Source organism: Nonomuraea sp. NPDC049480 (assembly GCF_044465905.1).
In the GTDB taxonomy this organism is placed as follows: Bacteria; Actinomycetota; Actinomycetes; order Streptosporangiales; family Streptosporangiaceae; genus Nonomuraea.
In genome coordinates this window covers 88,173-101,204 of the sequence record NZ_JBITMD010000013.1, presented here as the reverse complement: position 1 = coordinate 101,204, position 13,032 = coordinate 88,173, and the positions used below count along the sequence as shown (strand labels likewise).

The following is a 13,032-nucleotide window of genomic DNA, read 5'->3' as shown; positions in this document are numbered from 1 at the left end:
GATGAAGAACCCCGCCACGATCATCCCCGCCGCGATTCAGCCGATCCAGGAGCTGATGAGGCCGCTCGGTCGCAGGGTCTCCCCCAGGAGCTCCTGGAGATGATCCACCTGCGGGTCAGCGGCCGAGGCCTGGATCCTGCTGATGACCGCTGTCACCGACCTTTTCAACCGCCTGAACGCCCCGATCCGGCAGATCGCCGGCAACTGGTAAGTCCCGACCCCTGCGCACAGAAGGAAACACTGACATGTCCGTCGTCCGTTCGCACCGCTACTCCGTCGCCGACGCCGACCGGGAGGAGTTCCTGGCCCGCCGCAGCTCGCTGATCGCGACCGTCCGGGAGGGGCACCCCGGGCTCACGCACGCGGTGCTGATCCAGCTCGAGGACGGTACCTACACCGACACCTGGCACTGGGCGAGCGCCGAGCAGATGGGCGCCGCGTTCGGCGCCCTGCCTACCTTCGCGCAGGCGCCGCTGACCATGGCCCTCACCAAGGACGCCACCGCCCTGAACGGTCAGGTCGTCGACGAGCGCTGACCCGGTGATCGCCTTCAGCACCGATGATCTGCATTCCGCGACCCCTCAGGCACCATGGTGCGGATCCGGCAGGGAGCCAAGGCGTAGAGCTCGGCCGTAGCGCGCCTCGGCGGACTTGAACGCCGGCATCCGCAGCCCTGCCGTACCGACATGAGAGCCCGCGCCGCGATCGCCGACCGTAACCGCCGGCCCTTGCATCCGTTTCGGCATGGTCTGCATGCGAAGAGTGCTCCTCCTCTGGAGGGTTGTTGATCTCGACAATCCGTAACCTTCCAGATCAGGGGCACTCTTCGCCGTCCGACTGATCGTCCGGCCCGAACTCTCATCAGGTCGCGTGAGTCGACGAGCTCAGCTGAGCAAATCCTCGGGGCCGGCCGAGGGCGGGAATCCCGTGCTGGCCCCCCACATCTCCGCGAACCGGCCGTTGTCGATGCGGAAGATCTCGAACAGCATGGGCTGCGCGGCGCCGTCCGGGGTCGCGATCCCCTCGACGGTCGAGCGGACGGCGGCCTTGTCGCCGTCGACCAGGATGTCCTCGGCGACGACGCGCATACCGGGAAACCGGGCAGTAACCGCGCGCCAGGCGTCCTTGCCTGCCTCGAATCCGGTGGTGCCGAGCGGATGGCTGAAGAAACCGGGGGTGTGCAGGTCGGCGGCCTGGTCGAATTGCCGGCTGTTGAAGCACTCCTGCATCCGCTGCACCAGGGCGCTCGCGTCCTCGCGTGTGGTCATCGGCGTGGTCTCCTCGTGGCTGACGGACCGGGTCATGGTGAGCGGCGCAGACTCTAACCGGTGCGCGGCCCCGGTTACGGCACAGTATACGGTGCGGAGCCCCGGTTATGCTGAGACCGACATGTCCAGCCAGCTTGAGCCAGCCCCAGCGAACCCGACGGCAGCTCACGGGAGCGACCGGGAGTTGCGGGCTGACGCGCGCCGCAACCGCGAGCGGGTGCTTCGGACCGCGCAGCAGCTGTTCGCCGCGGAGGGCCTTGGCGTATCACTCGATGAGATCGCCCGCCGCGCGGGCGTTGGCCCCGGCACCGTCCACCGGCACTTCTCCACCAAGGAAGCGCTGTATCTCGCCGTCGCGACCGATCAGCTCAAGCAACTGGTGGCGGAGGCAGAAGAGCTCGCCGCCGCCGATGATCCCGCAGCCCTGTTCACGCTGCTGTCCCGGATGATGGCCAACGGCGCCGAGAACGCGGCAGTCAAGAGCGCGCTCGCGGCTGATGAGTTCGACTTGCGCACCGCCGCCCCGGGCGTCGCGACAGACCTCACCCGCCATGTCGCAGGCCTGCTTGATCGCGCGCACGCAGCCGGCGTCGTGCGCCACGACCTCACCGCCGAAGAGCTGATGGCACTCGTCGCCGGTGCCTTCGCCGCGATCCGCCACGCCGGCGCAGAAACCAGCCCCAAACGCTCAGCACACATCGCCCAGCTCATCCTCGACGGGCTACGACCCCTGCCCCGGCCCGGCCCGGCCCGGCCCCGATAAGTAACGCACGCGCCTGAACACGGGGATCTGATCCACGATCCGACGGACGGCAACCGGACCTCTTATGGTTGCCGCACCGGTCGGCTCACGCGACGGCGTGAAATCTCAGGGCTGGTGAAACAACTGAGCCCGTCCGGCCTCGACAGGCCTTGATCCCCCGGAGAAGACCTGCGACATTCCGGCCATTCGGGTCAACGCGCCTCCTCCCGATCCCGCCGTAGCACGCCAGTCAGGTTTACCGTCGTCCGTCCCTCGAGGAGGACCGATGGGCGCGGCCACTGGGGGCACGAAGGGCCCTGCGACGCCGTACGCGTTCGACAACGACGAGCCAACAGCGGGCGCCATGCTCGGCTCCCTGTGCGAGATGCTGGATGAGTTCACGACCGCCAGGCTGACGCGGGCCGGGGTCGCCGAGGGTGCCCGCTGCCTGGAGGTGGGACAGCGGACGGTTGGCGCGCAACATCGCCGTACTCCGCGAAGCCGGGGTCATCTCCGCCGCGGTGAAGCCGGAGCAGGTCATCTCGTTCGCTTTCCTCCCGGCGAACTGAGATGTATCCCTGCATACGGAGAGGGTCGAGTCTCACCAGAGAGCGTCGCTGATCAGGCCGGGACCGGCGGCCTTCGGAGGCGCTCGACGAGACGCTGAAGAAGCGAGTCGAGAGCAGGTAAGGGGTCTGGACCTCAGGAGAGGTCCAGACCCGGGCGATTCAGCAGCCGCTGGTCACGTAGCAGCCCTTCACGTACCACTTGCCGCTGTAGTAGGCGCTGCTGGTGGCCTTGCTCGTGTGGCCCAGGGGGACCAGGCTGCCCGGCCGGTAGGAACAGGACGAGGTGGAGCAGAAGTAGCCGTAGACCCGGAAGTAGGTCTCCTGTCCGCTGGTGCACTTGACGCTCACGGAGTGGTCGGTGCTCGCGGTCTTGGAGCAGGTGCCCACTGCGGCCGCGGGGGAGGCGGTGCTGCCGATGAGGGCGGCGGCCCCGAGAACGACGCCGGCGACGCTGGAAAGGATCTTTTTCGTCATGGGGGTTCATGATCGCCCGTCGGCGACGCCGAGTCCTATGGCAGCTCCCTACAAGTGGGAGCGTGATCCTTTGGCAGATCATGATTACCTTCGTTACTGCCCGAAACGCATCATGTGGCGCTGCCGACTGCCCGGCTTTTCGTGTCGGTGCCGGCGACATCGGCGGTGAGCGCCGACGACGGTGCCCTGAATCCCTTTGTCAGCAACCACACCGCCAACACCATTTCGTTCAGCGCCAGTGGCAGTACAAGAAGGGTGTGGATCTCCGAGGATATGGTGAGCGCGCCGAACATCACCAGGCAGGCATCGGCCAGGTACGGCACCACCGCGACGAGCGCCCAGCCGGCTATCCACCGGGGCACAAGTCTTGACCGGTACAGCAGGACATTGAGGAGCAGGGCCCCGAGGCAGAAGAAGATCGAACTACCGGCATAGGCCCACATATCCTGCGTCTTTGACAACGCCCGGACGGTGTCCAGGTGCGCCGCACCGTCGGGTGTGCCGGCGTCCGCTCGACTCGTGGCTATCGCCACCAGCATGAGAGGACCCTGGCCCGGTCGACGAAGCGCTCTCCCTCTGGCGTCAGCGTCACCCGCCTGCTCGTACGTTTGAACAGCACGTGGCCCAGTTCCCGCTCGAGGCGACTGATGTGCCGCCCGAAGGGGGCGTGGCGATGTGGTGCCGCCGCGCCGCACGCCCGAAATGGAGCTCCTCCGCCAGCGTCACGACATATTGCAAAGATCGAATCTCCATGGACAACCCCGTGTTCTCCGTGCCCCCAACCGACGTATCGCGCACGAAGGGTCGATGGATGACACGGGGGACGGACGAGGGCCGCGCACTGAAGGACCTCTCCACATCAGCGCAGCGGTGAATCCCTTGCGCCCCGTGGACGGCCAGGTCAGAGGCGGTCGAGGAATCCGGCGATGAGCGGGGCGATCTCGGGGAGGTTCTCTTCGAGGGCGAAGTGGCCGGTGTCGTACAGGTGGAGCTCGGCCTCGGGCAGGTCTCGCAGGTAGGCGCGGGCTCCGGGCTCGGGGAAGAACGGGTCGTGGCGGCCCCAGACGATGAGCGTGGGCGGGGTGTGCTTGCGCAGCCAGGCCTGCCAGGCGGGGTAGCGCTGGACGTTGGAGTGGTAGTCGAAGGCCAGGGCGACCTGGGCGTCCTTGCGGCCGGGCAGGTCCAGGAAGTGCTGGTCGAGGGTCCAGCCGTCCGGCGCGATGAGGTGCGGGTCCCGGGCTCCGGTTTCGTACTGGCCACGGGTGCCGGGCAGGGTCAGCAGGCCGCGGATCGTGTCCTCGGCGCCAGGCTCTCCGGGGCGCAGGGCGATGAACCCGCGGGCGCCCTCTGACAGGCCCTCCTCGTAGGCGTTGCCGTTCTGCACGATGAGGCCGGCGATCCAGTCCGGGTGCCGCTGGGCGATCCGGAAGCCGACGGGGGCGCCGAAGTCGAAGACGTACATGACGAACCGGGACAGGCCGAGCCGCCGCAGGAAGCCTTCGACGATGTCGGCGAGCCGGTCGAAGGTGTAGGTGAAGTCGTCGGGGGGCTGGGTGTGCCCGAAGCCGGGATAGTCGGGCGCGATCAGCCGGTAGCGGGTGCCGAGCGCGTCGATGAGCCGGCGGTACTGGTGCGACGCCGACGGGAAGCCGTGCAGCAGGAGCAGGACCGGGGCGTCGGCGCGGTCGGGGACCGATTCTCGATAGAAGACCTGCACGCCGTCGACGTCGACGTGGCGGTGGATGGTGCGGGGGACGGTCGGGATCAACACTTCACATGCCTCCTTGGCCTAATGACGCATTAGTTCTAGTGGATCGCAGCCTAATGTGTCAATCGGCCTATGTACCATTAGAAGCATGAGTGATCCGGCCCCGAACGATCTCCGAGAAGCCGGAGATCGTTCGGGGAATTCCGGCTCCCGACCCCCAGGGCCTCAGCTCGCGATCTTGACGGTGGCGGTACGGCCGCCGAGCACCGGTACCAGGGCGACGGTGTACCTGACGCCGTCGATCACCTTGGGCAGACCGGGCACGCGGTGGCCGTTGACCTCGAGCCGCCGGTGCTCGCCCAGGAAGCGGGCCTCCCAGACACGCGGTGCGCGAGACCCGTTGGTGAACGTCGTGGACGTGTGCCCGTCATGCCGTACGGTCACCGTGCCGTCGCCCACGGGCACGCCGGTCACCTGGAGCCACCCGATGTCGGCGGGCAGGCGCGACTGCGTGGCCACAGTGTGCCGCGGAGCGTCCGGCTGGATGCCCATGAGCCCCTCGACCGTCTGGCTGACCAGGGTGAACGGCACCTCCGGGTAGTCGCCGTTCAGTCCCTGGCGGCTGTTGACGTGCCTGGTCTCGCGCTGCTCGTAGACGTGCCTCATCCACTTCCAGGCGGTCTCGTAGCGGTTGTGCCTGAAGAACGTGTCGGGCAGGTACGTGATCGCCTCGATGTTGCGCGGCCGCCCCGCGCCGGTCGCCTCGGCGTCGACGAAGTCGAGGTACGCGTCGTTGCGCGGCCCGGCGTCGATGATGCCCTTCATCGGCATGAACCAGCTGTTCTCCTTGCCGAAGCCGGTCAGCGGGGTCCCGTCGACCGTGTACGCGCGGACGAACTCGCCGGAGCCCGGCTTCACGCTCCAGGTCTGGTTGAAGTACGCCTTGAGATCGCGGGCCTGCTTGGCCGCCTTGCGCGACGTCCTGAGGTCGAGCTTGTCGAGGGCGAGCTCGGCCAGGGCCCGGTACGCCTGGTATTGGGCGCCGATCGCGTCGCCGGCCTCGGCCAGTGGCTCGCCGCTGACCTCGTTGTAGCTGGCCGCACCCTGGAAGATCCCCTTGCCGGTGCCCTCGGCGACCTGGACGGGACCGTTGGGGATCTGGCCGTCGTGCAGAGTGACGAAGTCGCCGGTCGCGCGCTGGTAGTAGGACCAGAACACCGGGTCGTCGAGGTAGTCCCGGTCGCCGGTCCATCTGAACGCCTGGTTGGCCTTCTCCACCAGCTCGAACGTGGCGGGCACCTCGCGGACGAAGTCGGTGGGCGAGCGGTAGTCGATGGCCAGGTAGGTCTTGGCGTCGAAGTTCAGCGCCCAGACCGGGTAGTACTTGTGCTCCTCGGTCGCCGAGGCGGCGAAGGACCGGAGCATGTTCTTGTTCTCCTGGTCCAGGCCGAGGATGTGGGCCCCGGCCAGTTGGTGGGCGAAATCGCGCGAGTAGTAGCCGGTGCGGTGGGCGTATCCGGCCCAGTAGGTGGCGGCGTAGACGCCCTCGCCGGTGCCGCCGGGCCTGCGCTCGTCCACGTTGAGCAGGCCGGGGATGCCGTCCTGGTGCACCCAACCGCCGGCCTTGGCCTTGGCCCAGGCGAACAGTTCGACGATCTCGGCGTTGGAGGAGGTGACGCGCGGGTCGGCGATGGCTCCCGGCGAGATCATGACGTCGTCGGCGTTGACCCAGCCGGAGCCGGACCCGAAGACGATCTCGATGCGGTCGCCTTCGGCGGCCTCCACGTCGGAGATCGTGTAGCGGCTGTAGGTGGAGCGGCTGGGCAGGGTGACGGTGCCCGCGTCGGCGCCGTTGCGCCTGACGGTGAACGTGCCCGATTCACCGCCGGTGGCGATCCAGGCCGAGAACGAGTAGTTTCCCGCCGCCGGGGCGGTGACGACCTGGCTGACGCTCTTGCCGGCACCGGCGTCGAGGTAGATGAGCTTGGCGCCGCCGTGCGGACGGTTGGTGGCCACGCCGGTGCCCTCGGTGAACGTCCAGCCCTCGGTGTCCTTCTCGAAGCCGGGGTTCACGACGATGAGCGGCCCTCCCCCGGCCGAAGCCTGGACGGGGGTCAGGGCGGCGGAGGCGAGCAACGAGGAGCCGATGGCGACGGGTAAGGCCTTCCACTTCATGGAATTCTCCCGATGATCGGATGATGTAACAGGCCACGAGAACGACGAAAGATCACAACAGGAAGGGCTCAGCCGCGCGGCGGCGCGGTGGACCCCCGCACCACCAGCTCCGGGCTGAACAGCAGCTCCCCCTTGGGCACCTCACGGTTGCCCACCAGCGCGACGACGCTCCGCGCCACCTCCTTGGCCAGCCGGTCGATCGGCTGGCGTACGGTGGTCAGCGGCGGATCCACGAACTCCATGAACATCGACCCGTCGTGTCCCACGACGGACACGTCTCCAGGCACCTCGAGCCCTTCCCTGCGCACCGCCCTGATCGCGCCGAGCGCCATGAAGTCGCTGGCCGCCACGACCCCCGTCACTCCGCGCCCGAGCAGCTCGGCCGTCGCCGACTGGCCGCCCTCGATCGTGTAGTTCTGCCTGACCACCAGCGAGCCGGTGTCCTCGACACCCCGGCGCTCCAGTGCGGCCCGGAACCCCGCGACCCGCCGGTCGGCCGGCCGGTTGCCGGCGGGGCCCGAGGCCAGCCCGATCCTGCGATGGCCCAGCGTCCACAGGTGGTCGACGGCCAGCTCGGCCGACATACGATCGTCGGTGGACAAGACCGGCATGTCGTGCCCGTCGAACCCGCCGTTCACCCCGACGAACGGGATGCGCCGCGCGGCCAGCACGTCGTAGGTCTCGGGGTCGGCGTCGTCAAGTGTGTTGCTGGCCGACAGGAACACCACCGCGGCCACGCCGTGCTCGGCCAGCGCGGCCACGAATTCGCGTTCCTGGATGCCGCCGGGCAGGGCGGGGCAGAGCACGCCCTTGAGCCCGTGGGGCGCCAGCGCGGCCTCGATGAGCTCGGCCAGGTCTGAGAAGAACCAGTTGGACAGCCACGGCGTGATCACCGCGACGAGCTGGCCGCGGGTGGAGCGCTCGTAGCCCAGCTCGGCCATGGCCCGCTCCACGGCCTCGCGTGTCTTCGCCGACACCCCGGCGCGCCGGTTGATGACCCGGCTGACGGTGGCCTCGCTCACCTCTGCCCTGGCCGCCACCTCGGTGATGCCGATCTTCACTGCGCAACCTCCAGATCAGCCAGCCCCGAGGGCGGAACGCCGAGCACGCACAGGCCCGGCCCCAGCCGCCGGTCCGACGGCTCGATCCTAGAGCCGTCGCCGCCGGAGGAGTCCAGTCCGGAGCCGGCCCCGCCGGAGGAGTCCACTCTGAAGCCGGCCACTCTGGAGCCGGCCACTCTGGAACCGTCCGGGCCGAAGACGGCGGCCACGTCGAGGGCTCCGCCGCGGACCTCCAGGACGAGCCGATCCGACGCGGTGCCGTTGACCACGGTGATCCTGGCGTGCCGGGCGGCGTCCACCGTGACCACCCGGTCGGCGGTCACGCTGACCACGCACCGCTCGCCGAGCGAAGCGCTCACGACGGGGTAGAGCTCGTCGGGGCGGCCGGGCTCGACCTCGCCGTCCAGGAGCACCGCCCGCAGCTCCCGCCAGCGCCGCAGCCAGAACGCCACCATCCGGCGGTGCTCTCCGCTCAGCTCGCCCAGCCGCGCCGAGATCTGCGGCACCGCGTGCAGCGCGCCGATGAGCTGGCGGGCGGCGGATCGTGCGGGCGCGGCGGGGTCCCACATGAGCATGTCGGCGTGTACGGCGCCGGATCCGGCCAGCAGCCCGACGTCGATGGTCCGCACCCGGTTGGCGATCGCGTCGGCCGGGCAGTCGGCGGCCCGCAACATGGTCGCGAAGGGCGTCATGCCCGGCCCCACGTAGGGCTGGCGGAACTCGATCAGCGCGCCCGGCCGTACCGCCTCGACCTCCGCGACCAGCTCGGCCAGCAACGCCCGCATGGCGGTGCCCACGTCGGCGACGTCGCCCGGCGAGTGCGTGCCCGCGTAGGCCATGACCGTGTCCAGGAAGTCGATCTTCAGCCCGTCCAGTCCGTAGTCCCCGACGAGCCTGGCGCAGGTCCGTACGACATGCTCGCGGACCTCGGGGATGCGCGGGTCGAGCACGTGCGCGCCGGGCGCGCCCCCGGTGGCGGGCGCGTACGCGGCGAGCGCGGGGAAGCACTCGGCCTCCGCGCCGAGCAGCAGCGGGGCCACCCAGGCGACGTACTTCAGCCCCATCTCACGAACCCTGCCGACATGCCCCGTGAAGTCCGGAAATTTCATTTTATCTGGGCGCCAATCACCGACGCCGTGGTAACCGCGCCGGTTGCCCCGTTCCTGCCACCCGTCGTCCAGGATGATCGTCCCGCACCCCAGCTCGGCCGCCAGCCGCGCCTCCGCCTCCACGGCCGACGCCTCGACCGCCTGGGCGAAGCCGTACCAGGTCGAATAGACCGGCACACGCGCCCCCTCCGGCACCGCCGCGCGCTCCTCCCCCAGCGCACCGCGCAACGTGCGCAGCGCCGTCGCGACGGTCGGCGCGGTGCGGGCGAAGGCCATCCGGTACGGCGAGCGTCCCGCGGGCACGCGCAGGTGGACCACGAACGTCTTGTTCTCCTCCGACACCCCGTAGCGCATGGTGGTCTCGGACACCGGGTCCAGTGCGGCGAAGGTCAGCATGGACGCGCCGCGGCTGTCGTACAGGCAGCCGGCCACCGCGCCGCTCACCAGCGAGATCCGCGCGAGTCCCGCCCAGTCGGCGACGATCGTGCGCGTCCACTGGGCGTCGGGGTGCCAGAAGCCGGCCGCGTCGCCGAGCGGGACCGACAGCCTGATCTCCAGCTCCCCGTCGGAGTGGAGCGCCAGCAGTTCGGTGCCGTCGGGCCGGGCGATCAGCTCGCGCCGGACAGCCGCGCCCGGGGTGTGCGTCAGCACGGCCAGCCGTACGTCGTCGAGCAGGGGCTCGGTGGGCGCGGGCGCGAGCCCTGCGGTCGTGACGCTCACTCTTTCACAGCTCCCGCCAGAAGTCCGGAGATGAAATGGCGTTGCAGAAGAAGGAACAGGATCGCCATCGGGATCGCGGCGACGGCGGTGCCCGCGAGGATCGCGCCGTAGTCGGTCTCGTTGGCACCCTGCAGGGACGCGATGGCCAGCGGGATCGTGTAGGCGTCACGCGTGCGCAGCGCGATGAGCGGCCAGACGAAGTCGTTCCATTGGTAGAGGAAGAGGTAGATGCCCAGCGCCGCGAGCGCGGGCCGCATCGGCGGCAGCACCACGCGCCAGAACAGCCGCAGCTCGCCGCAGCCGTCGACGCGCCCGGCCGCGAGCAGCTCGTCGGGCAGCGCCGACATCGACTGCCGCATCAGGAAGATGCCGAACGGAAGGGCCAGGTTGGGCAGGATGATCGCCTGGTAGGTGTTGAGCCAGTCGAGCGCCAGCATCATCTTGAACAGCGGCACAAGCGTCACCTGGCTGGGGATGACCAGACCGAGCATGAGCAGCCCGAACAGCAGCTCCCTGCCGCGGAAGCTGTACTTCGCGAAGCCGTACCCGGCCATGGTGCACACCAGCCCGGCGAGCAGGGTGTAGACGGTGGCGATCAGGGTGGAGTTGAGCACGACCCTGCCGAAGCCGACGGTCGACTCCAGCGTGGCCAGGTTGTCCAGCAGATGCCCGCCGGGCAGCAGCGGCGGCGGGTTGCCGAACACCTCGGCCGTGCTGTGCGTGCTGGCGACGACCAGCCAGTAGAACGGCGCCAGGACCACGGTGACCGTGATCAGCAGCGACGACGTGAGCATCACGCGGCGGGTCATGACCGCTCCCCCAGGAAGCGGAACTGCGCGATGCCGAGGAGCCCGATGAGCACGGCGAGCGCGTACGCGATGGCCGAGGCGTAGCCGAAGTCGAAGAACTTGAAGCCGTTGTTGTACAGGTACAGGCCCACGGTCAGCGTGCTGTTGTCGGGGCCGCCGTTGGTCATGACGTACGGCTCGTCGAAGAGCTGCAGCGTGCCGATCGTGGACAGGATGAGCGTGAGCAGGATGACCGGGCGCAGTCCCGGCAGCGTGACGTGCCGGAAACGGTTCCAGGCGCCGGCCCCGTCCACGGCGGCCGCGTCGTAGTGGTCCTGCGGCAGCGACTGCAGCCTGGACAGGTAGATCACCGCGTTGTAGCCCGTGTAGTGCCAGGTCAGCGCGAGGCCGATCGCGATGCGGGCCCACAGCGTGTCGGTCAGCCACGGGACCGGGGAGACGCCGATCAGCCCGAGCACCCAGTTGACCAGGCCGAACTGCGGGTTCAGCAGCACCGCGAAGAGCAGCCCGTACGCGACCAGACCGGTGATCATCGGCATGAAGAACCCGAGCCTGATGAAGCCCCTGAACCTCAGCAACCGCGAATGGAGCGCCACCGCCAGCCCGATCGCCAGCGCCAGCATGATCGGCACCTGGACGAGCAGGATGATCGCGGTGTTGCCCAGCGCGGTCCAGAACAGCGGGTCGGCGGCCAGGCGTTCGTAGTTCGCCGCTCCCGCGAAGGTCTGCAGCGCGCCGTCCGTCCTGAACAGGCTCAGCCAGAACGACCACACGATCGGGTACAGCTTGAACGTCGCGAACAGGGCGAGTGCGGGCAGCACGAACAGGTACGGCGCCAGCCTTCTGCCCTCCCACCTGCGGGAGGGCACGCGAGACGGGGCGGTCGTCACCCGCTGAATGACGGCGGTCATCTCAGTACCTTGCGCCCCGTCTGCTGGGCGATCAGATCGGCGGCCTCCTTGAGCACGGCGGCCGGGTCGGCGCCCTTGAGCAGCACCTTGGTCTGCGCGTCCGTGACGGCCTTGAGCCCGCGGGGGTAGTCGGCGGAGTAGTTGGTCACATAGGAAGGCTGCTTGAGCGCGTCGAGGAAGACCTCGCCCTTCTTCTGACCGCTGAAGAACGCGGACGCCTCGTGGAAGACCGGGTCGTCGTACGCCGACATGAGCGCGGGCGCGATGCCTTTGCCCTTGTAGATCGCGACCTGGCTCTCCGGACGGGTGAGCACGAACTCGGCGAACGCGTACGCGGCCTCCCTGACCTTGCTGGTGCCCGCCACGGCCAGGTGCGTGGAGTTGACCGTCGCCGACACCTTGCCACCCGGCGTGACAGCGGGCGGGAGGCGGACCTTCCACTTGCCCTTCTGCTCGGGCACGTTCTCCTCGACGACGCCGCCGAACCAGGTGGGCATGGACTGGACAGCGACCTTGCCGCTCTTGAGCGAGCTGATCATCGTGTTCCAGCCGCCCGACATGTCGGCGACCAGGCCGGCGTCGTTCATCTTCTTGATGATGGTCATCGCGGTGACCGCCTGCGGCGAGTCGAGCGTGACGTTGCCCTGCATGTCGAAGTAGAAGGTGTCCTGGAGCTGGAGCAGCATCTGGAAGAAGTTGGCGGAGTCGGCCTGGGAGGCGGGCTTGTCGATGCCGAGCAGCTGGACGCCGGTCTTCTGCTTGAGTTCGATCCCGGCCTCGATGACCTCGTCCCAGGTCTGGAGGGCCGCGGCGTCGATCCCGGCCTTCTCGAACAGGTCGGCCCGGTAGTAGAAGCCGGCCGAGTTGGCCTCCCACGGCAGCGCGTAGACCTTGCCGTCGCGGCTGACGGTCTCCCACATCCCCTGGGCGAACTTGGCTTTGTGCTGGTCGGCGCCGAGCGGCACGAGGTCCGCCAGGCCGCCGGGGAACTTCTCGATGTAGGCGGGCAGGTAGTCGACGCCGATGTGCAGGACGTCGCCGAGTCCCTGGCCGCCCGCGGCCATCCCGGCGGTGATCTTGTCCCAGATGGCCGGGTTGCCGATGTCCTGGACGTCGACCTTGACACCGGGGAACTGCTTCTGGAAGCCGGGCACGAGCTCCTTCAGCATCGCGGCCGGGCCCTGCCAGCTCCAGACGGTGATGTTGCCCTTCGCGGCCGTGCCGGTCGGGCCCGCCGGAGCGGCCGCCGGGACGGCGCCTCCCCCGCCGCAGGCGGAGATCGCGGCCCCACCGGCGGCCAGGGCGCTGAGCTGGAGAAATCGGCGTCGGTCGAGATTGGCCATGATCGAACTCCCTGGGGATGAGGAGGTTTGACCTGTTGCCGCGTGACGTTACATCCACGTTTCGCGGACTTGCAATAGTCGCGCGAAAACTTTCAGTCCAGTGCCGGAAGTTCGATGAAAGTCATTGACATGCCCCGTCTCCC

At 68.9% G+C, this 13,032-nt stretch carries 13 protein-coding genes; 2 read left to right on the top strand and 11 right to left on the bottom strand.

All coding sequences use genetic code 11. The features are described from left to right. The first annotated feature begins 245 nt into the window (after positions 1-245). Positions 246-536 carry a hypothetical protein gene (locus ACIBX3_RS33215; RefSeq protein ID WP_397123942.1) on the top strand — a complete coding sequence of 97 codons (291 nt, stop codon included), beginning with the start codon at positions 246-248 and terminating at the stop codon, positions 534-536. A gap of 348 nt (positions 537-884) precedes the next feature. Here the strand turns inward: ACIBX3_RS33215 and ACIBX3_RS33210 are convergent, their stop codons facing one another. After that, on the bottom strand, positions 885-1,268 hold the full coding sequence (locus tag ACIBX3_RS33210; RefSeq protein WP_397123940.1) for an ester cyclase: 384 nt from the start codon (positions 1,266-1,268) through the stop codon (positions 885-887). Between the two features lie 121 nt (positions 1,269-1,389). Between ACIBX3_RS33210 and ACIBX3_RS33205 the strand changes: the two genes are divergently transcribed. Further along, entirely contained in the window at positions 1,390-2,031 is a 642-nt protein-coding gene (locus ACIBX3_RS33205) for a TetR/AcrR family transcriptional regulator (protein ID WP_397123938.1), read from the top strand. Between the two features lie 707 nt (positions 2,032-2,738). Here ACIBX3_RS33205 and ACIBX3_RS33200 read toward each other — a convergent pair. The 10 genes from ACIBX3_RS33200 to ACIBX3_RS33155 form a co-directional block, all read right to left on the bottom strand. Further along, a complete protein-coding gene (locus ACIBX3_RS33200; protein ID WP_397123936.1) occupies positions 2,739-3,053 on the bottom strand; it encodes a hypothetical protein in 315 nt (104 codons plus the stop codon). A 110-nt stretch (positions 3,054-3,163) separates the two neighbouring features. Next, on the bottom strand, positions 3,164-3,592 hold the full coding sequence (locus ACIBX3_RS33195; protein WP_397123934.1) for a DUF4386 family protein: 429 nt from the start codon (positions 3,590-3,592) through the stop codon (positions 3,164-3,166). Beyond that, the gene (locus ACIBX3_RS33190; protein ID WP_397124268.1) at positions 3,577-3,702 is read right to left on the bottom strand and encodes a LysR family transcriptional regulator; all 126 of its coding nucleotides are present in this window, start codon (positions 3,700-3,702) and stop codon (positions 3,577-3,579) included. The genes ACIBX3_RS33195 and ACIBX3_RS33190 overlap by 16 nt, the downstream gene beginning before the upstream one ends. A 252-nt stretch (positions 3,703-3,954) precedes the next feature. Beyond that, the gene (locus tag ACIBX3_RS33185; RefSeq protein ID WP_397123932.1) at positions 3,955-4,824 is read right to left on the bottom strand and encodes an alpha/beta fold hydrolase; all 870 of its coding nucleotides are present in this window, start codon (positions 4,822-4,824) and stop codon (positions 3,955-3,957) included. A 162-nt stretch (positions 4,825-4,986) separates the two neighbouring features. Then, positions 4,987-6,936, bottom strand: a complete 1,950-nt coding sequence (locus tag ACIBX3_RS33180) for a hypothetical protein (protein WP_397123930.1) — start codon at positions 6,934-6,936, stop codon at positions 4,987-4,989. A gap of 68 nt (positions 6,937-7,004) precedes the next feature. Beyond that, positions 7,005-7,997: a LacI family DNA-binding transcriptional regulator gene (locus tag ACIBX3_RS33175; RefSeq protein ID WP_397123928.1), complete on the bottom strand. Its 993-nt coding sequence runs from the start codon at positions 7,995-7,997 to the stop codon at positions 7,005-7,007. Next, a complete protein-coding gene (locus ACIBX3_RS33170; protein ID WP_397123926.1) occupies positions 7,994-9,826 on the bottom strand; it encodes a glycoside hydrolase family 36 protein in 1,833 nt (610 codons plus the stop codon). Before ACIBX3_RS33170 ends, ACIBX3_RS33175 begins: the two co-directional genes overlap by 4 nt. Then, positions 9,823-10,635, bottom strand: coding sequence for a carbohydrate ABC transporter permease (locus ACIBX3_RS33165; RefSeq protein WP_397123924.1), 813 nt, complete (start codon positions 10,633-10,635; stop codon positions 9,823-9,825). Before ACIBX3_RS33165 ends, ACIBX3_RS33170 begins: the two co-directional genes overlap by 4 nt. Next, the gene (locus tag ACIBX3_RS33160) at positions 10,632-11,546 is read right to left on the bottom strand and encodes a carbohydrate ABC transporter permease (protein ID WP_397123922.1); all 915 of its coding nucleotides are present in this window, start codon (positions 11,544-11,546) and stop codon (positions 10,632-10,634) included. Before ACIBX3_RS33160 ends, ACIBX3_RS33165 begins: the two co-directional genes overlap by 4 nt. Further along, complete coding sequence (locus tag ACIBX3_RS33155; RefSeq protein ID WP_397123920.1) at positions 11,543-12,889, bottom strand: ABC transporter substrate-binding protein; 1,347 nt, start codon at positions 12,887-12,889, stop codon at positions 11,543-11,545. Before ACIBX3_RS33155 ends, ACIBX3_RS33160 begins: the two co-directional genes overlap by 4 nt. Between the last annotated feature and the right edge of the window lie 143 nt (positions 12,890-13,032).

Coding starts and splice junctions, on each gene's coding strand:
- ACIBX3_RS33215 (WP_397123942.1), top strand. CDS start 246: ATGTCCGTCGTCCGTTCGCACCGCTACTCCGTCGCCGACGCCGACCGG.
- ACIBX3_RS33210 (WP_397123940.1), bottom strand. CDS start 1,268: ATGACCACACGCGAGGACGCGAGCGCCCTGGTGCAGCGGATGCAGGAG.
- ACIBX3_RS33205 (WP_397123938.1), top strand. CDS start 1,390: ATGTCCAGCCAGCTTGAGCCAGCCCCAGCGAACCCGACGGCAGCTCAC.
- ACIBX3_RS33200 (WP_397123936.1), bottom strand. CDS start 3,053: ATGACGAAAAAGATCCTTTCCAGCGTCGCCGGCGTCGTTCTCGGGGCC.
- ACIBX3_RS33195 (WP_397123934.1), bottom strand. CDS start 3,592: ATGCTGGTGGCGATAGCCACGAGTCGAGCGGACGCCGGCACACCCGAC.
- ACIBX3_RS33180 (WP_397123930.1), bottom strand. CDS start 6,936: ATGAAGTGGAAGGCCTTACCCGTCGCCATCGGCTCCTCGTTGCTCGCC.
- ACIBX3_RS33165 (WP_397123924.1), bottom strand. CDS start 10,635: ATGACCCGCCGCGTGATGCTCACGTCGTCGCTGCTGATCACGGTCACC.
- ACIBX3_RS33160 (WP_397123922.1), bottom strand. CDS start 11,546: ATGACCGCCGTCATTCAGCGGGTGACGACCGCCCCGTCTCGCGTGCCC.
- ACIBX3_RS33155 (WP_397123920.1), bottom strand. CDS start 12,889: ATGGCCAATCTCGACCGACGCCGATTTCTCCAGCTCAGCGCCCTGGCC.